The sequence below is a fragment of the Diaphorobacter oryzae DSM 22780 genome, assembly GCF_059568935.1.
The window spans coordinates 315,574-338,441 of the sequence record NZ_JCANUL010000002.1; the positions used below are offsets into that span (position 1 = coordinate 315,574).

19 protein-coding genes are annotated in these 22,868 nt (G+C 70.3%); 14 read left to right on the forward strand and 5 right to left on the reverse strand.

Annotated elements, in window-relative coordinates:
• Positions 1 to 30: 30 nt before the first annotated feature.
• Positions 31 to 486 (forward strand): DUF2214 family protein, encoded by a 456-nt coding sequence (locus BP68_RS04685; RefSeq protein ID WP_496369454.1) that lies wholly within the window; start codon positions 31 to 33, stop codon positions 484 to 486.
• A gap of 78 nt (positions 487 to 564) precedes the next feature.
• Here BP68_RS04685 and BP68_RS04690 read toward each other — a convergent pair whose 3' ends face one another.
• Positions 565 to 894, reverse strand: a complete 330-nt coding sequence (locus BP68_RS04690; RefSeq protein ID WP_496369455.1) for a PsiF family protein — start codon at positions 892 to 894, stop codon at positions 565 to 567.
• A gap of 121 nt (positions 895 to 1,015) precedes the next feature.
• Here BP68_RS04690 and argS point away from each other — a divergent pair, with 121 nt between their 5' ends.
• From argS to BP68_RS04725, 7 genes are all read left to right on the forward strand, one after another.
• On the forward strand, positions 1,016 to 2,719 hold the full coding sequence (gene argS / locus BP68_RS04695; protein WP_496369456.1) for an arginine--tRNA ligase: 1,704 nt from the start codon (positions 1,016 to 1,018) through the stop codon (positions 2,717 to 2,719).
• A gap of 12 nt (positions 2,720 to 2,731) precedes the next feature.
• Complete coding sequence (locus BP68_RS04700; protein WP_496369457.1) at positions 2,732 to 3,391, forward strand: SPOR domain-containing protein; 660 nt, start codon at positions 2,732 to 2,734, stop codon at positions 3,389 to 3,391.
• Between the two features lie 57 nt (positions 3,392 to 3,448).
• Positions 3,449 to 4,105: a thiol:disulfide interchange protein DsbA/DsbL gene (locus BP68_RS04705; RefSeq protein ID WP_496369458.1), complete on the forward strand. Its 657-nt coding sequence runs from the start codon at positions 3,449 to 3,451 to the stop codon at positions 4,103 to 4,105.
• A 155-nt stretch (positions 4,106 to 4,260) separates the two neighbouring features.
• The gene (gene lptA, locus BP68_RS04710) at positions 4,261 to 4,908 is read left to right on the forward strand and encodes a lipopolysaccharide transport periplasmic protein LptA (protein ID WP_496369459.1); all 648 of its coding nucleotides are present in this window, start codon (positions 4,261 to 4,263) and stop codon (positions 4,906 to 4,908) included.
• Between the two features lie 8 nt (positions 4,909 to 4,916).
• Positions 4,917 to 5,705 carry an LPS export ABC transporter ATP-binding protein gene (lptB, locus tag BP68_RS04715; protein WP_496369460.1) on the forward strand — a complete coding sequence of 263 codons (789 nt, stop codon included), beginning with the start codon at positions 4,917 to 4,919 and terminating at the stop codon, positions 5,703 to 5,705.
• A 52-nt stretch (positions 5,706 to 5,757) separates the two neighbouring features.
• Positions 5,758 to 7,332, forward strand: coding sequence for an RNA polymerase factor sigma-54 (locus BP68_RS04720; RefSeq protein WP_496369461.1), 1,575 nt, complete (start codon positions 5,758 to 5,760; stop codon positions 7,330 to 7,332).
• A 222-nt stretch (positions 7,333 to 7,554) separates the two neighbouring features.
• Positions 7,555 to 11,952: an IPTL-CTERM sorting domain-containing protein gene (locus BP68_RS04725; protein WP_496369462.1), complete on the forward strand. Its 4,398-nt coding sequence runs from the start codon at positions 7,555 to 7,557 to the stop codon at positions 11,950 to 11,952.
• Positions 11,953 to 12,037: 85 nt separating this feature from the next.
• On the opposite strand, the gene BP68_RS04730 is transcribed toward BP68_RS04725, so the two are convergent.
• Complete coding sequence (locus BP68_RS04730; protein ID WP_496369463.1) at positions 12,038 to 13,861, reverse strand: methyl-accepting chemotaxis protein; 1,824 nt, start codon at positions 13,859 to 13,861, stop codon at positions 12,038 to 12,040.
• Between the two features lie 168 nt (positions 13,862 to 14,029).
• Between BP68_RS04730 and BP68_RS04735 the strand changes: the two genes are divergently transcribed.
• Both BP68_RS04735 and BP68_RS04740 read left to right on the forward strand, forming a co-directional pair.
• Entirely contained in the window at positions 14,030 to 15,301 is a 1,272-nt protein-coding gene (locus tag BP68_RS04735; protein WP_496369464.1) for a THUMP domain-containing class I SAM-dependent RNA methyltransferase, read from the forward strand.
• Positions 15,298 to 15,816 (forward strand): putative toxin-antitoxin system toxin component, PIN family, encoded by a 519-nt coding sequence (locus BP68_RS04740; protein ID WP_496369465.1) that lies wholly within the window; start codon positions 15,298 to 15,300, stop codon positions 15,814 to 15,816. Before BP68_RS04735 ends, BP68_RS04740 begins: the two co-directional genes overlap by 4 nt.
• Before the next feature lie 6 nt (positions 15,817 to 15,822).
• Here BP68_RS04740 and solA read toward each other — a convergent pair whose 3' ends face one another.
• The gene (gene solA, locus BP68_RS04745; protein WP_496369466.1) at positions 15,823 to 17,079 is read right to left on the reverse strand and encodes an N-methyl-L-tryptophan oxidase; all 1,257 of its coding nucleotides are present in this window, start codon (positions 17,077 to 17,079) and stop codon (positions 15,823 to 15,825) included.
• A 145-nt stretch (positions 17,080 to 17,224) separates the two neighbouring features.
• On the opposite strand from solA, the gene BP68_RS04750 reads away from it, so the two are divergent.
• The 3 genes from BP68_RS04750 to BP68_RS04760 are packed head-to-tail and all read left to right on the forward strand — an operon-like array spanning position 17,225 to position 19,511.
• Entirely contained in the window at positions 17,225 to 18,061 is an 837-nt protein-coding gene (locus BP68_RS04750) for an ABC transporter substrate-binding protein (RefSeq protein ID WP_496369467.1), read from the forward strand.
• Positions 18,062 to 18,070: 9 nt separating this feature from the next.
• Positions 18,071 to 18,838, forward strand: coding sequence for an amino acid ABC transporter permease (locus BP68_RS04755; RefSeq protein ID WP_496369468.1), 768 nt, complete (start codon positions 18,071 to 18,073; stop codon positions 18,836 to 18,838).
• Entirely contained in the window at positions 18,813 to 19,511 is a 699-nt protein-coding gene (locus tag BP68_RS04760; protein WP_496369469.1) for an amino acid ABC transporter permease, read from the forward strand. The genes BP68_RS04755 and BP68_RS04760 overlap by 26 nt, the downstream gene beginning before the upstream one ends.
• 13 nt (positions 19,512 to 19,524) lie before the next feature.
• On the opposite strand, the gene BP68_RS04765 is transcribed toward BP68_RS04760, so the two are convergent.
• Positions 19,525 to 20,022: a GNAT family N-acetyltransferase gene (locus BP68_RS04765; RefSeq protein ID WP_496369470.1), complete on the reverse strand. Its 498-nt coding sequence runs from the start codon at positions 20,020 to 20,022 to the stop codon at positions 19,525 to 19,527.
• 78 nt (positions 20,023 to 20,100) lie between these two features.
• Entirely contained in the window at positions 20,101 to 21,030 is a 930-nt protein-coding gene (locus BP68_RS04770; protein WP_496369471.1) for a nitrilase-related carbon-nitrogen hydrolase, read from the reverse strand.
• 95 nt (positions 21,031 to 21,125) lie between these two features.
• Here BP68_RS04770 and BP68_RS04775 point away from each other — a divergent pair, with 95 nt between their 5' ends.
• A complete protein-coding gene (locus BP68_RS04775; protein WP_496369472.1) occupies positions 21,126 to 22,427 on the forward strand; it encodes a UDP-N-acetylglucosamine 1-carboxyvinyltransferase in 1,302 nt (433 codons plus the stop codon).
• Positions 22,428 to 22,868: the final 441 nt, after the last annotated feature.

Genomic DNA, 22,868 nt, shown 5'->3' on the forward strand with positions numbered 1-22,868 from the left:
CAATGGGCGCCTGCCCTGAAAGGAGACCGCGTGACCACCGAAGCCCTGCTGGCCTATGCCCACATCCTGGCCATCCTCATGGCCGCCACCTTCCTGGCCAGCGAGGCCGCGCTGTGCCGCAAGGAGTGGATGAGCCCCGCCGTGGTCGAGCGGCTGGCGCGGCTGGATCTGCTGTATGGCATCTCCGCGGCCCTGGTGCTGGTCACGGGCCTGGCGCGCGCCTGGTGGGGCATGAAGGGCGTGGCCTGGTATTGGTCGCAGCCGCTGCTGCATGCCAAGGTCACGCTGTTTGTGGTGATCGGGCTCCTGTCCATCGTTCCCACCCTGCGCTTTCTGCGCTGGCGCCGCGCGCTGCGCGCTGGCGGCGCCCTGCCCACCGATGACGAGGTGCGCGGCACGCGGCGCCTGGTGATGATCGAGGCCCACCTGCTGGCGGTGATCCCGCTGCTGGCCGTGTTCCTGGCGCGCGGCGTGGGCACGCGCTGAGAAAACAAACCCCGCAAGCCGGCGCGCGGCGTGCGGGGTGGCTGGCCGGCCCGTGCTGCGGGCCGAGGCGGTTCTGGGTCAGGCGGCCGGCTTGGCGCTCAGGCATTCCTTCATGAAGGCCTTGCGCGCGTCGCCCTTGAGGTTCTTGGTGCCGGCGTCGGCGTTGCAGGCCTTCATCTTGTCCTGCTGCGTGGCCTGCTTGTTGCCGCTCAGGCAATCCTTCATGAAGGCCTTGCGCTCATCGCCCTTCATGCCGCCCGCCTCGGTGTTGCAGGTCTTCATCTTGTTCTGTTGGGCCGTGGGTGCCTTGGCGGGGGCGGATGCGCCGGCCGCGGGGGCGTCGGCGGCATGCGCGGCAAACGAGAAGGCGAGGCCGGCGGCAGCCAGCAGGGGAAGCAGTTTCTTCATGTAATGCTCCTGCGAAAAAGGATGGTGAAGCGCCCGCCGGCGCCAGGGCGCCGCACGGGCTATGCAGGATAACGCGGGAGCCGCACTGTTGGATGACGGGGCGACCCGTAGAATTCGCCCCATGCTCTCCGTCAAACAGGAATTGCTCGCGGCGCTGGCCGGCGAGCTGGAAACCTTGTCGCCAGGCGCCGGTAGCCGCGCGGCGTTCGAATCCCCCAAGGTGGCCGCCCATGGCGACTTCGCCTGCACGGCCGCCATGCAGTTGGCCAAGCCGCTGAAGCTCAACCCGCGCGCGCTGGGCGAGCAGCTCAAGGCCGCGCTGGAGGCTACGCCGGCCTTCCAGCGCTGGGTCGATGCCATCGAGATCGCCGGCCCCGGCTTTCTCAACATCCGCCTCAAGCCCGCCGCCAAGCAGGAAGTGGTGCGCGAGGTGCTGGCCGAAGGCGCAAGCTTCGGCTTCCAACCAGCGCGTGGCGAGAAGATCCTGGTGGAATTCGTCTCGGCCAACCCCACGGGCCCGCTGCACGTGGGCCATGGCCGCCAAGCGGCCATCGGCGACGCCATCAGCCACCTCTACGCCACCCAGGGCTGGAGCGTGCACCGCGAGTTCTATTACAACGACGCGGGCGTGCAGATCGACACCCTGACCAAGAGCACGCAGCTGCGTGCCAAGGGCTTCAAGCCCGGCGACGACTGCTGGCCCACGGACAGCGAGAACCCGCTGGCCAAGAATTTCTACAACGGCGACTACATCGCCGACATTGCCCAGGCCTTCCTGGCCAAGGAAACCATCCAGGCCGATGACCGCGCGTTCACCGCCAACGGCGACGTGGAGGACTACGACAACATCCGCAACTTCGCCGTGGCCTACCTGCGCAACGAGCAGGACAAGGACCTGCAGGCCTTCAACCTGAAGTTCGACGAGTACTACCTCGAGTCCAGCCTGTACACCAACGGCCATGTGGAGGACACCGTCCGGCGCCTGATCGCCAGCGGCTACACCTACGAGCAGGACGGCGCGCTGTGGCTCAAGTCCACCGAGTTCGGTGACGACAAGGACCGCGTGATGCGCAAGTCCGACGGCACCTACACCTACTTCCTGCCCGATGTGGCCTACCACATCCAGAAGTTCCAGCGTGGCTACGGCAAGGTCGTCAACATCCAGGGCACGGACCACCACGGCACCATCGCCCGCGTGCGCGCCGGCCTGCAGGCGGCCAATGTGGGCATCCCCCAGGGCTACCCCGACTACGTGCTGCACACCATGGTGCGTGTGGTGCGCAACGGCGAAGAGGTCAAGATCAGCAAGCGCGCTGGCTCCTACGTGACCCTGCGCGACCTGATCGAGTGGACTAGCAAGGACGCCGTGCGCTTCTTCCTGCTGAGTCGCAAGCCCGACACCGAGTACACCTTCGACGTGGATCTGGCCGTGGCCCAGAACAACGACAACCCCGTGTACTACGTGCAGTACGCCCACGCGCGCATCTGCTCGGTGCTGCGCGGCTGGAAGGAAGACTACGACGTGGCCGCCTTGAAGGGCGTGGACCTGTCCCCGCTCGACGGCCCGCAGGCCCAGGCGCTGATGCTGCTGCTGGCCAAGTACCCCGAGATGCTGACGGCCGCCGCCGCCGGCAACGCCCCGCACGACGTCACGTTCTACCTGCGCGACCTGGCCTCCGCCTACCACAGCTACTACGACGCCGAGCGCATCCTGGTGGACGACGAGGCCGTCAAGCTGGCGCGCCTGGCGCTCGTCGCGGCCACGGCCCAGGTATTGCACAATGGCCTGGCGGTGCTGGGTGTGTCTGCGCCAGCCAGAATGTGAGTGATAACTGATATGAAGAAACAGCAACGCGGCGGAACCGTCGTGGGCTTCATTCTCGGGGTGATCGTGGGGCTGGGGGCCGCGCTGGCCGTGGCCGTCTACGTGACCAAGGTGCCCGTGCCCTTCCTGAACAAGACCGGCCCGCGCGCCTCCTCCGAACAGGACGAGGCGCAGCGCAACAAGAACTGGGATCCGAACGCGCCGCTGTACGGCAAGAACCCGGTGCGCCCCGTGACGCCGGCTCCCGCGCCCGAGGCCTCCGCCACCACGGAGGCGCCCGCCGCGCCGGCCGTGGCCGGCACGCCCCTCGCCACCGCCGCGGCCCCCGCTACGCGCGCGGCCGCCAGCAAGCCGGCGGCCACCCCGCCATCGGCCGACCCGCTGGGCGATCTGGCACGCGCCAAGGCGAATGCCGCGCCCGCGGTGGGCGCCGACCCGTTCGAGTACTTCGTGCAGGCCGGGGCCTTCCGCACCCAGCAGGACGCCGACGCGCAGCGCGCCAAGCTGGCCATGCTGGGCTGGGAGGCCCGCGTGAGCGAGCGCGAGCAAAACGGCCGCACGGTGTTCCGCGTGCGCGTGGGCCCGTTCGCCAAGCGCGACGATGCCGAATCGCTGAAGGAGAAACTTGACGGCGCGGGCGTCGAGGCCGCGCTGGTGCGGGTGCAGCGCTGAACTTTTCCCCGGGCTGATGCTCACAACCCTCCATACCGTCCTAGGAGTGTCCATTACATGAAACGCCGTGAGTTTTCCCTGTCCGCCGCCTCGGCGGCTGCCGCCACCGCCCTGAGCCTGCCCGTGGCCGCGCCCGCGCTGGCGCAGGCGCGCCAGTTCAAGGAAGGCAAGGACTACGTCAAGCTGGGCAAGCCCGTGGCGCCCGACGCGCCGGCCGGCAAGATCGAGGTGGTCGAGTTCTTCTGGTACAGCTGCCCCCACTGCAACACCTTCGAGCCCGCGCTGGAGGCCTGGATGAAGGCCGCTCCCAAGGACCTGCAGATCCGCCGCGTGCCGGTGGCCTTCAACGCCAGCTTCGTGCCGCAGCAAAAGCTGTACTTCGCCCTCGAAGGCATGGGCAAGCTGCCGGAGCTGCATGCCAAGGTGTTCCGCGCCGTACATGTGGAGCGCCAGCCGCTGAACAAGGACGAGCTGATCTTCGACTGGATCGGCAAGCAGGGCGCGGACGTGGCCAAGTTCAAGGAGGTCTACAACTCCTTCACCGTCTCCAACCAGGCGCGCAAGGCCGTGCAGATGCAGGAGGCCTACCAGGTGGAGGGCGTGCCCTCCATGGGCGTGGCCGGCCGCTACTACACCGACGGCACCATGGCCGGCAACATGCAGAACGTGCTGCAGGTCGTCGAATACCTGGCGGGGCTGGCGCGCAAGGGCTGAGGCTTTTGCGCGGCCTGGCCGGCTGCACCGCACGAGGCGCGCCCCGGTGGCGCGCCTTTTTTTTCGTCCCCGCGCGGGCCCGGCGCGACCATCGTGGCAAAGTGCCGCTGGCGATGCCCATCGCGTCAGTACAATGACCGCAAGATTCGTGCCCTATGAGAACTCGACTGCCCTCCCTCCTTTTGCTCGGCGCCCTGGCATTGGCCCTGTCGTCGGGTGCGCACGCCGAGAAGGCCGATCGCAACAAGCCCATGAACATCGAGGCCGACGCGCTGCGCCACGATGAGCTCAAGCAGACCAGCGTGTTCACCGGCCGCGTGGTCATGACCAAGGGCACCATCGTGCTGCGCGGCACGCAGCTGGAGGTGCGCCAGGATGCCGACGGCTTCCAGTACGGCGTGGTGACGGCCGAGCCGGGCAAGCGCGCCTTCTTCCGCCAAAAGCGCGACACCCCGCCGGGTGCGCCCGACGAGTTCGTCGAGGGCGAGGGCGAGGTCATCGAATACGACGGCCGCGCCGACAACGTGAAGTTCATCCGCCGCGCCGAGCTGCGCCGCTATCGCGAGGCACAGCTCACCGACGAGCTAGCGGGCGCGCTCATCGTCTACAACAACCTCACGGACGTGTTCACCGTGGACGGGCAGAAGGCGGCTCCTGCCGGCTCCAGCGCGGGCACGCCGGGCGGCCGGGTGCGCGCCGTGCTCTCGCCCAAGGAGCCCGCCGTGGGCAAGGCCCCCGCGCCCGTGCGCACCGAACCGCCGGTGCTGCGCCCGAGCACCAGCCTGGGCGGCGGCGCCAAGTGAGCGCGGCCGTGAGCGCAGCGCGCGTGTCTGCCGCGCCCCAGGAGGCGCGCGAGGGTGTCAGCCGGCTGGAGGCGCTGCACCTGGAGAAGTCCTACGGCAGCCGCAAGGTGGTCAAGGACGTGTCGGTGGTCGTGCAAAAGGGCGAGGTGGTCGGCCTGCTGGGCCCCAATGGCGCGGGCAAGACCACGTCGTTCTACATGATCGTGGGCCTGGTGCCCTGCGACGGCGGGCAGATCAGCATCGACGGTCAGACCGTCACCCACATGCCCATCCACCGGCGCTCGCGCCTGGGGCTGTCCTACTTGCCGCAGGAGGCCTCCATCTTCCGCAAGCTCAACGTGGAAGACAACGTGCGCGCCGTGCTGGAGCTGCAACGGGACGCCGACGGGCGGCCGCTGGCACGCGCCGAGGTCGAGCGCCGGCTCACGGAGCTGCTGGAGGAGCTGCGCGTGCAGCACCTGCGCAAGTCGCCGGCGCTGGCACTGTCGGGCGGCGAGCGCCGCCGCGTGGAGATCGCCCGGGCGCTGGCCACGCAGCCGCGCTTCATCCTGCTGGACGAGCCCTTCGCGGGCATCGACCCGATCGCCGTGATCGAGATCCAGCGCATCATCGGTTTCCTGAAGGCGCGCGGCATCGGCGTCCTGATCACCGACCACAACGTGCGCGAGACGCTGGGCATCTGCGACCACGCCTTCATCATCAGCGACGGCCATGTGCTCGCGCAGGGCACGCCGTCGGACATCGTCGACAACGCGGAAGTGCGCCGGGTCTATCTGGGCGAGCACTTCCGCATGTGAGAGTGATGGGCCGCCACCGCACGACGCAGGCACGGGCAGCGGGCGGCAGGCCATGAAGCCCAGCCTGTCACTGCGCGTTTCGCAGCACCTGGCGCTCACGCCGCAGCTGCAGCAGTCGATCCGCCTGCTCCAGCTCTCGACGCTGGAGCTGGCCCAGGAGGTCGAGCAGATGCTCGACGACAACCCCTTCCTGGAGCGCACGGCCGAGGAGGCGCCGCGCGAGGAGTTCGGCCTGGCGCAGGCCGACACCCCCGTGAGCGAGGACGACCGGCGGGTCGATGATGCTGCTTATTCAATAGCTGGTGACGCTCATTCCACGGGCTCTGAGGCCCAAAATGATGCCGAAACCTCCGCCCCCGCCGAGGCCCCCGACTGGGAGGGCGACGGCACGGTGGACATGGCGCCCGACGACAGCGAATGGGGCGGCGACGCGCCCGCGCGCAGCGGCGGCGACGGCGACGAGACCGATGCCACCGAGCTGGCCCGCAGCCACGAGTCGCTCACCGCTTTCCTGCACCGCCAGGCCCTGGCGCTGCGCCTGTCCGAGCTGGACATGGCCGCGCTGCGCTTTCTCATCGAATCGCTGAACGACGACGGCTACCTGGACGAGCCGCTGGAATCCCTGGCCGCCAGCCTGGCCGGTGCCGAAGACCCCGAGCAGCTCGAGGAGCTGGTGCACCGCTTCACCGTCGCCCTGCGCCTGCTGCAAAGCCTGGAGCCCGCGGGCGTGGGCGCGCGGGGGCTGGCGGAATGCCTCACGCTGCAGCTGCGCGCCATGGACCAGGACGAGGAGGGCGACCCCGCCGTGGTGCAGACGGCGCTGCGCATCTGCCAGCAGCCGCTGGAACTGCTGGCGCGGCGCGACGTGCGCCGCCTCACCCAGGCCTGCGGCGCCAGCGAGGAGGCCACGCGCGCCGCCATGGCGCTCATCGCCCGCCTGGAGCCGCGTCCCGGCCGGCGCTTTGCCGACGTGGACCGCAACATCATCGTGCCCGACGTGATCGTCAAGAAGACCGGGCGCGGCGCGCAGCAGGCCTTCAGCGTGCAGCTCAACCCCGACGTGATGCCGCGCCTGCGCGTGCACGACATCTACGCCGGCGCCCTGCGTGGGCACAAGGGCGGCGGCAGCAAAGGCGACGGCCACCAGGGCCTGCAGCAGCGCCTGCAGGAGGCGCGCTGGTTCATCAAGAACATCCAGCAGCGCTTCGACACCATCCTGCGCGTGTCGCGCGCCATCGTGGAGCGGCAGAAGAACTTCTTCGTGCACGGCGAACTGGCCATGCGCCCGCTGGTGCTGCGCGACATCGCCGACGAGCTGGGCCTGCACGAGTCCACCATCAGCCGCGTGACCACGGCCAAGTACATGGCCACGCCGCAGGGCACGTTCGAGCTGAAGTACTTCTTCGGCTCGGGCCTGGGCACCGAGACGGGCGGCAACGCGTCGAGCACCGCGGTGCGCGCCCTCATCAAGCAGTTCGTCGCGGCCGAGAGCCCCCACAAGCCCCTGTCGGACAGCCAGATCGCCGAGATGCTCAAGGAGCAGGGCATCGAGTGCGCGCGCCGCACCGTCGCCAAATATCGCGAGGCCCTCAAGATCGCGCCGGCCAACCTGCGCAAGGCGCTGTAGGCCGTACGGCCGCCGCAGCGGCGTGTGGCGCGGCCGCCACAAAGGCGTCGCCACGGCTGCAAATTACCCAATTTCAGGGATGTTGCACAAAGCAACAAATGGCTAGGATGGCGCGGCAACGTCCCAATGCCCAGCCGGGTTCATGGGCGTTTTGGCCTGCAGCCCTTGCGTGGCAAGCGCTTGCAGCTATCAATTTTGATAATTCACCACGCCATGCCCCCTTTGTCACGGATTGCTGCCGTCGGCGCGCTGGTCTGCGCCGCCGCGCTGGCCCTGCCGCTTGCACAGGCCCGCGAGCTTGCGCCCATCGACGCACTGGGCAGCGCGCCCCTGGCCATCCAGCCCAAGGCCGCGGCCTTGCCCGCGAACGTGCAGAGCCTGTCGCGCGAGGAGCGGCTGGGCCTGCCTACCTTCGTGCAGCTGCGCCCCTCCAGCATGGCCAAGGCCGTGCCGGCCAGCCCGGTCGATGCCGCGCGGGCGCAACTCAAGGCGCTGGCGCCCTTGTACGGGGTCACCCCGCAAGAGGTGGATGCCGCCCCGCTGCACCATGTGCAGACCCTGCCGGGCGGCGCCAGCCTGGTGCGGCTGACCAACCAGCGCGACGGCATCGAGGTGTTCCGCGACCAGGCCACCGTGCTGCTCAACGCACAGTCACAGGCCACGGCCATCGGCGGCTACCTGGGCAGCACCGCGCCGGCGCCTGTCCTCAAGGCCGCGCCGGCCACGGGCCTGGGCGCCGCCGACGCCGTGGCCCGCGCCCTGCAGGACTATGGCTTTGACGCCGGCGTGGCCCTGCAATTGCAGATGGCCGCGCCGCCCACGCCGGGCGACACGGGCCCGTACCAGTGGTGGGCGCTGCCGGAAGGCGTGAGCGGCGCCGAGGGCGCCACGCTGCTGCAGCCCGCGCGCCTCAAGCCCGTGTGGTTCCGCCTGCCGCAGGGGCTGGTGAGCGCCTACTACGTGGAGCTGCGGGTGCGGGAAGACGGCGAGGAGCATGTCTACGCCTACGTGGTGGCCGCCGACGACGGCCGCCTGCTGCTGCGCCACAACCAGACCGCGCACCAGCATGACTACCGCGTGTTCGCCGACCCGACGCCGCCGTACACGCCCTGGCCCGGCGCCCAGAGTCGCAACGGCCTGCCCCATCCCACGGGCACGCCCGATGGCTATGCCTCGCCCCTGACGGCTGCCACTCTGGTGAACCTGCGCAACGCGCCGTTCTCCCAGAACGATCCCTGGCTGCCTGCCGGTGCCACGCAGACCCAGGGCAACAACGTGCACGCCTACGCCGACCTGACCGCGCCCGATGGCTGGAACGCCGGCGACCTCGTGGCCCCCACCACGGCGCCGGGCGTCTTCGACTACGCCTACAACCACGGCCAGACGCCGCTGGCGGACAACAACCAGATTGCGGCCTCGGTGGTCAACCTGTTCTACGCCACCAACTGGCTGCACGACTGGTTTTACGACGCGGGTTTCGACGAGGCCGCCGGCAATGCCCAGGCCAACAACTTCGGCCGCGGCGGCCTGGGTGGCGATGCCATGCACGCGCAGGCGCTGGACTACAGCGGCACCAACAACGCCAACATGGCCACCCCGGCCGACGGCGCGCCGCCGCGCATGCAGATGTACCGCTTCGTCAACGCTGCGCCGTCGCTGGCTGAATTGGTGTCACCGGCGAGCGTGGCAGGTTCTTACGGTGCCATGGGCGCGGTGTTTGGCCCGACGGGCTTTGACCTCACCGCAGAGGTGGTTGCGGCAGTCCCCGCTGACGGTTGCTCGGCCATCACCAACGGTGCAGCGCTGGGGGGCAAGATCGCCTTGATTGACCGGGGCGGCTGTGAGTACTCCCGCAAGGTTCTGAACGCACAGAACGTGGGGGCCGCGGGCGTGGTGGTGGTGAACAACGTGCCTGGAGCGCCCATCCGGATGGGCAGTGGCGCCTATGGGGACCAGGTCACCATCCCGTCCATTCACATTGCACAGGCCGATGGCACGGTGTGGCGCAATGCGGTGGGCACTGTCACGCTGCACATGAAGGACCTGGGCGCCGCCGAGCGCAGCAGCGCGCTGGACAACACCATCATCGCCCACGAATGGGGCCACTTCATCAGCAACCGCCTGATCGGCGACGCCAGCGGCCTGGGCAGCAACCACGCGCGCGGCCTGGGCGAGGGCTGGGGGGACTTCCATTCGCTGCTGATGATGGTCTCCGATGTCGACCGCAACCAGCCCGGCAATGGCAACTTTCAGGGGGTGTATGCCACCGGTGCCTATGCCCTGGGCAGTGTCGAGCCGCCGGCGCTGGATCCAGCCAACGCGGCGTACTACGGCATTCGCCGCTACCCCTATTCCACCGACCTGACCAAGAACCCGCTCACGCTCAAGCACATCACCGATGGCGTGGCCCTGCCCGCCACGGCGCCGAGCAATCCCGCTGCAGGGGGCAACAACGCCGAGGTGCACAACACGGGCGAGGTCTGGGCCAGCATGCTGTGGGAGTGCTATGCCAGCCTGCTCAACGCGCACCCCTTCCAGGAGGCGCAGGACCGCATGAAGAGGTATCTGGTGGCGGGCTACAAGCTCACCCCCGTCAACCCCACGCTAACCGAGGCGCGCGATGCGCTACTGGCCGCCGCTGGGGCCAACGGCCCGGCCGACTACCAGCGCTGCGCCGCGGCCTTCGCCAAGCGCGGCGCCGGCGCGTTTGCGCTGGTGCCCGACCGCTACTCCGCCACCAACGCCGGCGTGGTTGAGAGCTTCTCCACGGACGGTGCGCTGGTGATCGAGGGCCTGCAGCTGTCGATGATTGCGGCGCCGGCCCAGCGTTGCGACGCCGACGGCGTGCTCGACAGCGGCGAAACCGGGGGGCTCTCCATCACGCTGCGCAACCAGGGCTTCCAACCCGTCAGTGGCGCGCAGCTGACGCTCTCGGCCGACGTGGCCGGCGTGCAGTTCCCCGATGGCGTGCTGGCCGTGCCCCCTGTCGGTGCTGCTGGTGCGACGGTCACCGTCACGGCGCGCGTGCAACTGGCGGGCCTGACCGTGCCCGGCGGCACCCGCATCACCGCCAGCCTGACGCATGCCGGGCAGCCCGCGGGTGCGGTCACGGGCACGCTCGATATGCCGCTGCACCGCGATGAGCTGCCCGCGCGGCTGGCATCGGACGATGCCGAGGCACTGGTCAGCGCCATGGCGTTCGGCAGCAGCGTTGCAGGGCAGGAGGGCGCATGGGCCATGAAGCGCTACGGCGCGCAGGACCAGCGCTACGCGGGCAGCACGCCGGCGGCTATCGGCTCGCACTGGATGCGCACGCCTGTGCTTCAGGTGGCTGCCACGGGCGACTTCATCGTGTCGTTCAAGCACCGCTACCGCTTCGAGCAGTCCGACGGCATGAACTGGGATGGCGGCCAACTGATGGTCTCCACCAACGGCGGTCCCTGGGCCAGCGTGGCTGCAGCGGCCGCGGGCTACAACGGCACGGTGGATGGGGGTAGCGGCAATCCGGCCCAGGGCCAGCAGGCCTATGTGGGCCAGAGCGCCGGCTGGCCCGCCATGGCCACCACCACCGTCAACTTGGGCACTGCCTACGCCGGCCAGAGCGTGCGCCTGGCCTGGGTGGTGCACACCGACCCCGAAGTAGGCACCGAAGGCTGGGAGGTGGACGACATCGTCTTCACCGGCATCACCAACACGCCTTTCCCGCAGATCGTGAGCGATGCGCAGGCTTGCAACAGCATGACGGTCATGGCGGGTACGCCGCAGTCGACCCCCGTGAACACTGCCTTCGCGCAGCCGCTGCGCGTGCGCCTGCTGGATGCCGGCAACGCGCCCATGGTCGGCGTGGCGGTGGGCTTTATGGCGCCGGCGTCGGGCGCATCGGCCACGCTGACAAGCAGCACGGCGGTGACCGACGCCAATGGCGAGGCCTCCGTGGCCGTGACCGCCAACGGCACGCAGGGCAGCTACAGCGTGACCGCGACGGCCCTGGGGCGCAGCACCAGCTTTGCGCTGCGCAACACCGCCGCGCCCGTGGGCACGGGCGGTGGCGGCGGCGGCGGGGCGCTGTCCATCAGCGGCCCATCGCCCAACGGCCAGGGCACCGTGACCGCCACGGTGCAGTCGGCCACCACGCCGCTGACCGCGCAGGCCTATTTCTCGCAGGCGCTGTTTGCCAGCGAGGCCGGGGCCGGTGCGCCCGCCATGGCGGGCTACCGCTTCCCGTACGGGCTGATGGGCTTTGCGCTGGAGAACGTGGGCGTGGGCAATGCCGTCACGCTGCGCATCCAGTACCCCGGCCCGGTGCCCAGCGGGGCCGAGTACTGGAAGTACGGCCGCACCACGCCCGCCGGCGCGCCGCACTGGCACCAGATTCCCATGACGCTGGTGGGTGGTGCCGGCTCGAGCACCATCGAAATCACGCTGGCCGATGGCGGCGTGGGCGATTCCGATGCGCGGCCCGACGGCACCATCACCGACCCCGGCGGCCTGCGCGTGCTGGCCGCGCCCCTGCCCGGACCGGGCGGCGCGGCGGCCATCCCGGCGCTGTCGCCCATCGCGCTGGCCCTGCTGGCGGCGGGCCTGGGGCTGCTGGGCTGGCGCCGCAGGTTTATGAGGTAAAAGTGGCTGTAGCGCTTGTCTGATAAGCGCTAATAGCTATCAATGTGGGAGCATTTGGCGTGGGCGCATGGGCCCACGCTCCTGCTCAGCCCAGCAGCCGCTGCGCCTCCGTGCCCTGCGGCAGCTTGAAGCCCGCAACCACCTCGGCCAGGTCGTGGGCCTGCTGCTGCAGCGACTGAGCGGCGGCGGTGGCCTCTTCCACCAGGGCGGCGTTCTGCTGCGTGGCCTGGTCCATCTGCGACACGGCGTCGCCCACCTCGGCGATGCCCGTGCTCTGCTCCTGGCTGGCGGTGCTGATCTCGGCCACGATGGCGCTGACGCGGCGGATGCTCTGCTCCACCTGCTGCATGGTCTGGCCCGCGTCCTGCACCAGGCGGCTGCCGGCGTCCACCTGTTGCACCGAATCGTCGATCAGCGCCTTGATCTCCTTGGCCGCCGTGGCGCTGCGCTGGGCGAGCTGGCGCACCTCGGTGGCCACCACGGCAAAGCCGCGGCCCTGTTCGCCGGCGCGCGCGGCCTCCACGGCCGCGTTGAGCGCCAGGATGTTGGTCTGGAAGGCGATGCCATCGATCACGCTGATGATGTCCTCGATCTTGCGCGAGGAGCCGTGGATGCCGCCCATGGTCTGCACCACCTGCTGCACGACGGCGCCGCCCTGGCTGGCCACCTGCGAGGCCTGGTGCGCCAGCTGGTTGGCCTGCTGGGCGTTGGCCGCGTTCTGCTGCACCGTGGCCGTGAGCTGTTCCATGGCGGCGGCGGTTTCCTCCAGCGAGCTGGCCTGGCTCTCGGTGCGCCCCGACAGGTCCTGATTGCCGCTGGCGATCTCGCTGGTGGCCAGGCGCACGGATTCGGCGGAGCCGCGGATGCGCAGCAGCACGGCGGCGATCTTGTCGGCGAACTGGTTGAAGCCCTGCGCGATCTGCGCCAGCTCGTCGCGGCCCGTGGCGTCCAGGCGGCGCGTGAGGTCGCCCTCGCCCGAGGCAATGCCCTGCAGCGCGTCGCGCACCAGCGTCAGGCGGCGCAGCATGCGCGCCACCAGCAGCGCCATCACCAGGCCGGCGGCCAGCACGAACAGCGCGGTGGTGAGCAGGGCCGCCTGGCTGAGCCGGGTGAGGCCGGCCAGCGCATCGGCCTCGTCCGCCGCCACGGCCAGCACCCAGGGCGTGCCCTCGACCTTGGCGGCGTACAACAGCTGCGGTTGGCCGTCGATGGTGACCACCGCGTGGGCCAGCTGGCCGGTCAGGCCCGCGAGCAGCGTGTTGTCGATCCCGGCGGCCAGCGTGCTCACCGGCTTGAGCGCCAGGGCGCTGTTGGCGTGCGCCAGGATGTTGCCCGTGGAGCCGTCGAGCAAAAAGGCAAAGCTCTTGTCCGTGGCGCGGATGCCCGTGACCTTCTTCACCACCGTGGACAGCTCGATGTCCGACCCCACCACGGCCACCGTCTGCCCGGCCTCGATCACCGGCTGCACCAGGCTCACCGTGAGGTTGCCCGTGGCCGAGTCGGGGTAGACCGGCGTGATGGCGGGCCCGCCGGCCGCCACCGCCTGCTTGTACCAGCCGCGCGCCGTGCCGTCATAGCCCTCGGGGCGCGGCTTGGTGAAGGCGTGGCGCTTGTCGGCCATGACGAAGTAGGCCAGGTCCAGCCCCGCCTTCTCGGCCGCCTGCAGCAGGGGCAGGGGGTTGTCCTGGCGCAGCGCGATCTGGAGCGAGCCGGTGAGCCGCTGCTTGTCGGCGATCCACTGCGTCAGCTCCGCCGCGTGTTGCCGCGTCAGCCCGCCGATGCGCTCGTCCAGTGCCTGCAGCATGTTGCCGCGTACCACGACAAACACCACCAACGACAGTCCCAGCAGGGACAAGGTGGCAACGGCGATGCTCATGCCGATCAGGCGGGCACGCAGGCTTTGGAACATGGGGTCTCCTGTGAATGTGTTGAATGAACGCGTTTCTATGTTACGGCTTGTTTCAGGCGGATAGCCTCTCCGGCGGGCCTGTTACATGCCACGGCGCGGGCGGCAGGGCGGGGCCAAGGCCGCACAGGCGGGCCGGGCAGGGCCCGTGCCTTATGCTTCGCAGGCTCTATGAACACCCTGCAACTATTCCTGCCCTGCGCCGCCGGCGTCGAGGGCTTTCTGGCCGATGAGGTCCATGGTCTGACGGGCCGGACGGGCCAGGACCTGCTCGTGGGCCGTGGCGGCGTGCTGCTGCGCGGCAGCTGGCGCGACGCGCTGCTGCTGAACCTGCACAGCCGCCTGGCCCAGCGCGTGCTGGTGCAGCTGGCCGAGCGGCCCTACCGCAGCGAAAACGACATCTATGCCGCCGCCAGCGACGTGGCCTGGGAGATCTGGTTCACCCCGCGCCAGAGCTTCAAGGTCGAGGTCACGGCCCAGCACAGCCCGCTCAAGAGCCTGAACTTCGCCGCCCTGCGCGTGAAGGACGCCGTGGCCGACCGCTTCCGCGCCAAGGCCGGCAGCCGCCCGAACGTGGAGACGCAGTGGCCCGACGTGCGCGTGCACCTGCACCTGACCACCGACCTGGCCACGCTCTACATCGACACCTCGGGCGAGCCGCTGTTCAAGCGCGGCTGGCGCGAGGACAAGGGCGACGCCCCGCTCAAGGAAACCCTGGCCGCCGCCATGATCGCCGCCACGGGCTGGGACCCGCTGGGCGACGCGCCCCTGCCGCTGTACGACCCCTGCTGCGGCAGCGGCACCGTGGTCATCGAGGCGGCGCAGATGGCCTGCCGCATTCCGCCGGGCCTCACGCGCCGCTTCGCGTTCGAGAAGCTCCTGCCGCACCAGGCTCATGTCTGGAATGCTATTAAAGAAGGAGCTGCTGGCGCAGTCACCACGGCCTCTGTGCCCATTTTTGGTAGTGATGTGTCGCACCGCATGGTGGACTTCGCCCAGCGCAACGCCGAGCGCGCGGGCGTGGCCGGCGCGGTGCAACTGCGCGGCGGCGACGCGCTGCAGCGCATGCCGCCCTGCGAGCAGCCGGGCGTGATGCTGCTGAACCCGCCCTATGGCGAGCGCATCGCCGCGGCGGGCAGCGCGGGCCGCAAGGCCGGCGAGCGCATGGCCGTGGTCGCGCGCGTGGGCCGCGAGACCGCGCAGACCGAGGACGGCGTGGACTTCTTCCTGCAACTGGCCGCGCACTGGAAGAAGCATTACGCCGGCTGGCAGGCCTGGATGCTCACGCCCGACCTGAAGCTGCCGGGCAAGATGCGCCTGAAGGAGTCGCGCCGCGTGCCGCTGTGGAACGGCCCCATCGAATGCCGGCTGTTCCGCTTCGACCTGGTGGCGGGCCCGGTCCAGCCGCGCAAGGGCGGCGACGCCGCGCCCGCGCAGCCATGAAGATCGTGCTGCGCTGGCCGCAGTGCAACGACGGCCATGCCTGCCCCGGGCCGCGCCCCGTGGTGCTGGACACCAACGTGGTGCTGGACCTGCTGATCTTCGACGACCCGCTGGTTCCCACCATCCGCGCGCTGCTGGCCCAGGGGCAGATGCGCTGGATTGCCGACCAGGCCCAGCGCATCGAGCTGGAACGCGTGCTGCACTACAGCCAGATCGCGCCGCGCGTGGCCTTCTACGGCAAGACGGCCGAGGGCGTGCTCGCGGCCTTCGACGCGGGCGTGCAGTATGTCGAGACGGCGCCGCGCATCCGCTTCGTCTGTACCGACCCGGACGACCAGCATTTCCTCGACCTGGCCGTGGCCCACCGGGCCCTGCTGGTCAGCAAGGACAAGGCCGTGCTCAAGCTGCGCAAGCGCGTGGAGCCGCTGGGCGCCACGGTGGGCAACCAGCTGGCCCTGGCGCCCGAGGCCGATCCGGCCGGCGCGCCGCTGCCTGTGGCCGCGCTCGCGGCCTGAACGCGCTCAGCCCGCCAGCGCGGGCGCTGCGCCGCCCAGCCGCGCCTGCGCGAAGGGCGCGAGCAGCGGCGAGGCAAGCGCGGGGCGCGTGATGGCGTCGGCAATGGCCTCGCCCAGCCCCGCCGAGTGTTTGAACCCATGGCCCGAGCAGGCCGACACCAGCAGCACCTGCGCGGCGCCGGGCAGGCGGTCGATGAGGAAGTCGCGGTCCGGCGTCACGGTGTAGAGGCAGGCGGCCGCCTTGCGCACGCGGCCCTGCTGGGCGTCCAGCCCCGCGAAGCGTCCGCGCAGGCGGCTCTCGAACATGGCGCGCACCTCGGCCTCGGACACGCTGCGCTCCATCCGCTCGGGCGTGGTGGCGTGCGCGTACTGTTCGGTGGCGACCTTGAGCGCGGGCCACTGCGCGTCGGTGGTCGGGAAGCCGTACATGTAGTCCTCCTCGCGCTCGCCGAAGATCCAGATGAAGACCGGAAAGCGCTGGGGCTGGTACTGCGCGGCGCTGGCGCCGGTGTCGAACCAGTACAGCGTCTGGCGCAGCACGCGCAGCTGCGCGCCCCAGGCGCGCGCCGCGGCGTCGCCGGCCGCGCCCAGCAGGCCGGGCACCCAGGGGCCGGCGGCCAGCACCACCCGGCCCGCGAGGTGGCTGCCCCGGTCGGTGTGCACGCGCACGCCGGCGCCCTCGTGCGCGCCCAGCGGGTCGATGCGGGTGACGGTCTCGCCGGTACGCAGCTCGGCGCCAAGCTCGGCGGCCCATTGCAGCTGGGCGGCGATGGCGGCCTCGGGCCGCACGAAGCCGGCCTCGGGCTCGAAGTAGGCCTCCTCGTCGCCGCGCAGCAGGAACTGGGGAAAGCGTGCGCGGATCTCGTGGGCCCCCAGCACCTCGTGCGTGATGCCGAAGCGCCGCGCCGTGACCACGGTGGTGCGCACGAAGTCGGCCTTGCCGTGGTGCGCGGCCACGCAGTCGCGCGGCGCGAGGATGAGCCCGCCCGTCTGCGTGAACAGCTGCGCGCCCGTGTGCGCCTCGATCTCGCGCCAGAGCCGGTGCGAGCGCTGCACCAGCGGCACGTAGGCCGCGCCTTCGCCCACGGCCAGGCGCGTGATGCGCGAGTCGCCGTGCGAGGAGCCCTGGTCGTGCGGCGGGTGGTGGCGGTCGATGCCCAGCACGCGCTGGCCGCGCCGCGCAAGCTGCAGCGCGCTGGCGGCGCCCAGGGCCCCCAGGCCGATGACGATGGTGTCGTAGGAAGAAGCGGCGGCAGCGGGCATGGGGTGCGGGGCAAAGGGCGACAGCCTACGCGGGCCGGCCCCGCACGGCTACTGCGGTTTGCGCATATGCATGCGCCCAATCGGCGCTTGGGCGGCTGCGGCGCGCTGCCTACATTGGGGCATCCCCATATCGCAAGGAGTGCACATGCAACGCAGAAACATCCTGGCCCGCACGCTGGCCGCCACGGCGCTGGCCGCCCTGGCCGCGCCGGGCCTGGCCTGGGCCGACCGGCTGGACGACATCAAGAAGGCCGGCGTGCTGCGGGTGGCGGCGTTCGACGGCAACCCGCCCTTCGGCTTCATCGACGCCAAGAGCAAGCAGCAGGTGGGCCACGACATCGACCTGGCGCGCGCCTTCGCGCAGAGCCTGGGCGTGAAGCTGGAGCTGATTCCCACCAACCCGGCCAACCGCATTCCGCTGATCACCTCGGGCAAGGCCGACGTGGTGTTCGCCAGCTTCACCATCACCGACGAGCGCGCCAAGGTGGTGGACTTCTCCACGCCGTACTTCCTGGTGGGCCAGCAGTTCCTGGCGCGCAAGGGCGTGCTCACCCGCGTGGAGCAGCTCAAGACGCTGCGCGTCGGCACCGAGAAGGGCACGACCATGGAGAGCAACCTGCGCGCCAACTTCCCCGACACCAAGGTGGTGCTGTATGACGATTCGCCGTTCGCGCTGGCCGCGCTGCGCAACGGCAACGTGCAGGCCATCACCAACGACGGCGTCAAGCTCACGGCGCAGTGGAACCAGCTGCCCGACAAGGACAAGTACGAGATCCCGGCGATCACCGTGTCCAAGGAATACCTGGGCGCGGCCGTGCCCAAGGGCGAGACGCGCCTGCTCGAGGCGCTGAACGCCTGGCTGCACGGCATCGAGAAGAACGGCCAGGCCCTGGCCGTCTACAACCAGTGGTTTGGCCCGCAAAGCCAGGCACCGCTGCCGCGCCTGCTCACGATCGGTGAGCAGCGCGTGGCCGCACGGTAAGTCTGCGCCATGCTGGAGGCCTGGACGCAGCAGCTGCTGGCGCCGCGCTACGGGGGGTGGCTGCTGCAGGGCTGGCTGGTCACGCTGGCGCTGTCGGCCGTGGCGATCGCGGCGTCCACCGCGCTGGGTGTGGGGCTGGCCGCCGCGCGCGGCAGCGGGCGGCGCGGCTGGCGCTGGCTGGCCGGCACCTACCTCTCGCTGTTTCGCAACACGCCGCTGCTGGTGCAGCTGTTCTTCTGGTACTTCGGCCTGCCCGGCCTGCTGCCCGAGGGCGTGCGCGAGGCGCTCGTGGCGGGGCAGGGGCCTTGGCCGTCGTTCGAGGTGCTCACGGCCACGCTGGGCCTGGTGCTCTATGCCACGGCCTACGTGGGCGAGGAGATACGCGCCGGCATCCAGGGCGTGCCGCGCGGCCAGTGGCAGGCGGCGCTGGCGCTGGGGCTCACGCAGCGCCAGGTGTTCACGGCCGTGGTGCTGCCGCAGGCGCTGCGCCTGGCCCTGCCGCCGCTGTTCGGGCAGTACATGAACATCGTCAAGAACACCTCGCTGGTGATGGCCGTGGGCGTGGTGGAGCTGTCCTATGTCTCGCGCCAGATCGAGGCCGAGACCTTCCGCACCTTCCAGTCGTTTGGTGCAGCCACGCTGCTGTACGTGGCGACCATCCTCGCGCTGGAGGCGCTGCTGGCGCGCCTGCGGCGGCCGCGGGCCCCGGCGGAAGCGGGCGCGCGCGGCGCGGCCATGGCACGGAGGCCCCATGGCCTGGGACACGCTGCGCGATAGCCTGCCCTACCTGCTGGTGGGCGCCTACCCCGAAGGGCCGCTGGGCGGCATGGCGCTCACGCTGCTGCTGAGCGCGGGCTCGGCCCTGCTGGCGGCCGCGCTGGGCCTGGCCTGGGGCATCGGGCTGGTGATGGCGCGCGGAGCGCTGCTGCACGGTCTGCAGGGGGCCATGGCGCTGCTGCGCGCCATACCGGTGCTGATGCTGATCTTCTGGACCTATTTCCTGCTGCCTTATGCGCTGGGCATCGACGTGCCCGGCGTGCTGTCGGTGATGTGCGCGCTGTCGCTGGTCGGCGGCGCCTACCTGGGCCATGGCGTGGCCGCCGGCATCCGCGCCATCCCGCCCGGGCAATGGGCGGCGGGGCTGGCGCTGGGCCTCACGCGCTGGCAGACGCTGCGCTGGGTGGTGCTGCCGCCGGCGCTGCGCATCATGCAGCCCTCGTTCGTGAACCAGTGGGTCACGCTGACCAAGGACAGCTCGCTGGCCTACGTGGTGGGCGTGCCCGAGCTGTCGTTCGTCGCCGCCCAGGTCAATGCGCGCACCATGATCTACCCGGCCGAGATCTTCGTGGCCGTGGGCCTGCTGTACTGGCTGCTGTGCTCGGCCCTGGCCTGGGGCGCGCAGCGCTGGCTGGCACGGCCGGGCCCGTCGCCGCGGGGCGCGGGCGCATGAGGTGCCGGCGCGGCTATGCGACGGGCCGGGCGGGCAGGGCGAGCGTGAGCCGCAGCATGTCGCGGTGCCGCAGGCCGCGCTCCCACAGGGGCTCGAGGTAGTGGCGCAGAAAGAAGTCGCGCTCCACGCCCACCACGCGAAAGCCCGCGCGCTGGTAGAACAGCAACTGGTCGCCAAAGCTGCCCGTTCCCACGTCGAGCCGGCGCGCGCCCTGGGCCTGCACCCAGGCGATGGCATGGCGCAGCAGCGCGCCGCCCAGGCCCTGGCGCTGCAGCGCGGGGGCGACGGCGATGTTCATCAGCTCCCAGGCGCCCGGCTCCGTGGGCAGCAGCGCGCACAGGCCCAGCACGGCGGCATCGGCATCGGCGCGCGCGGCAAAGCAGGTCGCGCGCGCAAGGTAGGCCTCGACCTTGGCGCGCGACGGGTCGGCGTCCAGCAGCAGCGGCCAGGGGGCGTCGCGAGGATCGAGCGGGGCGATCCGCCAGGCGTGCGTGCCGGGGGAGTGGGTCATGGAGGCGGTGGTGCAGGGTGCTTCAAAAAGTATAGCTTCTGGCGCTTTGTGGTAAAGCGCTGCAGCCCGTTTTGAATCTCAATCTTCCAGGCGCACGGCGTGCTGCGGGGCGGTGTTGACCCGCAGGCTGAACACGTCGGGCCGCGCGTAGTGGCCCACGGGGTCGAAGTCGAACTGGCCCTGCGCGATTTCGTCCAGGTCCAGCTCGGCGGTGAGCAGCGCGTCCTCGTCGTAGACCGGGCCGGCCAGCACCTTGCCCAGCGGGCTCACGATGCAACTGCCGCCGCGCATCAGCACCGTGTCGGGGGCATCGGGCAGGCGGTTGTGCATGGCGTCCATGGGGAACTGTTCGCGGCGCAGGTGCTGGCAGGCCGACAGCACGAAGCAGCGCCCCTCCATGGCGATGTGCTGCATGCTGCTGACCCAGGTGGCGCGGTCGTCGGCCGTGGGTGCGCAGTACAGCGCCACGCGCTGCTGGTACATGGCCATGCGCATCGCGGGCATGTAGTTCTCCCAGCAGATCACGGCGCCCAGCTTGCCCCAGGGCGTGTCCACCGCCTGCAGCGTGGAGCCGTCGCCGTAGCCCCACATGATGCGCTCCAGCGCCGTGGGCATGAGCTTGCGGTGGTGGCCCAGCACCTGACCTTGAGGCCCCAGGTAGACGGCGGTGCAGTACAGCGTGCCGCCGTCGCGCTCGATGATGCCCACGCACACGTACAGCCGGTGCGCGGCCGCGGCCTGGGCGAGCTGGGCGATCTCGGGGCCGTCCAGCGTGACGGCCGCGCTCCAGTATTTCTGGAACTCGCGCCGGCCCTCGGGCGTGCGCGCGCCCACGAAGATGTGGAAGTCCGCCCCCTTGGGGTAGCCGCCGATGAAGGCCTCTGGGAACACCAGCACCTGCGCGCCGCGCCGCGCGGCCTCGGCCATCAGGGCCTCGGCGCGCGCCAGCGTGGCGGGGGTGTCGAACAGGACGGTGGCGGCCTGGGCCACGGCGGCGGTGAGCTTCATGGGTTTGTCTCCTTTTGTGTCTGCAATGGCCATTGTGCCGAGCGGCGCGCGCATTGGCGCTACAGTGCCGGCCTGCCTTTCTTGCATTTCCGGCCATGTCCAACCTCATCGTGCACGGCGGCACGCCGCTTCGCGGGCGCATCCGCCCTTCCGCCAACAAGAACGCCGTGCTGCCCGTGCTGTGCGCCACGCTGCTCACGCGCGAGCCGCTGCGCCTGGTGGGCGTGCCCGACATCACCGACGTGCGCAAGATCCTCGACATCTTCCGCACCCTGGGCAGCCACGTGCACTGGAACCATGCCAGCGCCACGCTGGAGCTGCACCACCGGGACACGCAGTTCGACCCCGCCACGCACCGCCTGCCCGAGGAGATGCGCTCGTCCATCATGCTGGTGCCGCCGCTCCTGGCGCGCTTCGGCGTGGCGCGGCTGGAGGACAACGTGAAGGGCTGCACCCTGGGCGTGCGCGAGATCGACCCGCATGTGGAAGTGTTTCGCCACTTCGGCGCGCGGGTCGAGCGCACGCAGGGCTCGCTGCTGGTGCGGCGGGACGCGCCGCTCACGCCGGTGAGCCACTGGCTGGACTACGCCTCGGTCACCACCACCGAGAACTTCGTGCTCTGCGCCGTGGCCGCGCCCGGCGCGTCCACGCTCACCAACGCGGCGTCGGAGCCGCATGTGCAGGAGTTCTGCCGCTTCATGCAGATGCTGGGCGCGCGCATCGAGGGTATGGGCACCTCGCGGCTCACCGTGCACGGCGGGGCGGCGCTGGGCGGCGGCGAGTTCCGCTTCGACGAGGACTTCCACGAGATCACCACCTTCCTGGCGCTGGGCGCCATCACCGGCGGCCACGTGACGGTGAAGAACAGCGCCCCCGAGAACTTCCCGCTGATCGACCGCACCTTCGCCAAGTTCGGCGTGCGCGTGGTGCACGAGGACGGCTGGTCGCGCGCCTTCGTGGACGGGCCGCTCCAGGTGCAGACGCCGTTCACCGCCAACGTGCTGACCAAGGTCGAGGCCGCGCCCTGGCCCTATTTCCCGGTGGACCTGCTGCCCATCTTCATCGCGCTGGGCGTGCGCGCACAGGGCAACGCCATGTTCTGGAACAAGGTGTACGACGGTGCCATGGGCTGGACGGGCGAGCTGTCCAAGTTCGGCGCCCATGTGTACCAGTCCGACCCGCACCGCATCATCAGCTTCGGCGGCGGGCAGCTCTCGCCAGCGGTGGTGGAGAGCCCCTACATCATCCGCGTGGCAATCGCGCTGTTCATGGTGGCGGCCAGCATCCCGGGGCGCTCGGAAATCCGCAACGCCATGCCCATCCGCCGCGCGCACCCGCATTTCGTGGAAAACCTGCGCAGCCTGGGCGCCCAGGTGGAGTGGACCAGCGAAGAGTGAGGCGCGGGCGGCACGGCGTGCGATTGTGGTTTATACTTATCCTTAAGGGTTAACACTTAGTGGTTAACCCGGTGATGCGCGGCCCTTGAGATGCATGCCGCCATGCACCGGATGAGCATCTCGAACAGGAACCACCACATGCGCGAAATCATCCTCTCCCTCATCGAATTCATCCAGGCCGCCCGCGAGGCCCATCTGGAAATCGCCAGCCAGTAATTGGCGCCCGGGTCGCAGGCGGCCCACACCTTTGCTTCACGCCCCATGGCCGCCGGCCTGGGGCGTTTGTTTTTTTGCTCAAATTGGGCACTGGCGCCCATCCAGCAAGCGCAGATAGCTATTCAAACAATAGCGGCCTGAAAGACCCAGCCGCTACACTGGCGGCCCGCCCCCGGGGCGCCTGACAACCCTAGCCTGCCCGCCGGTCCCGCGCCGGCCCGAACA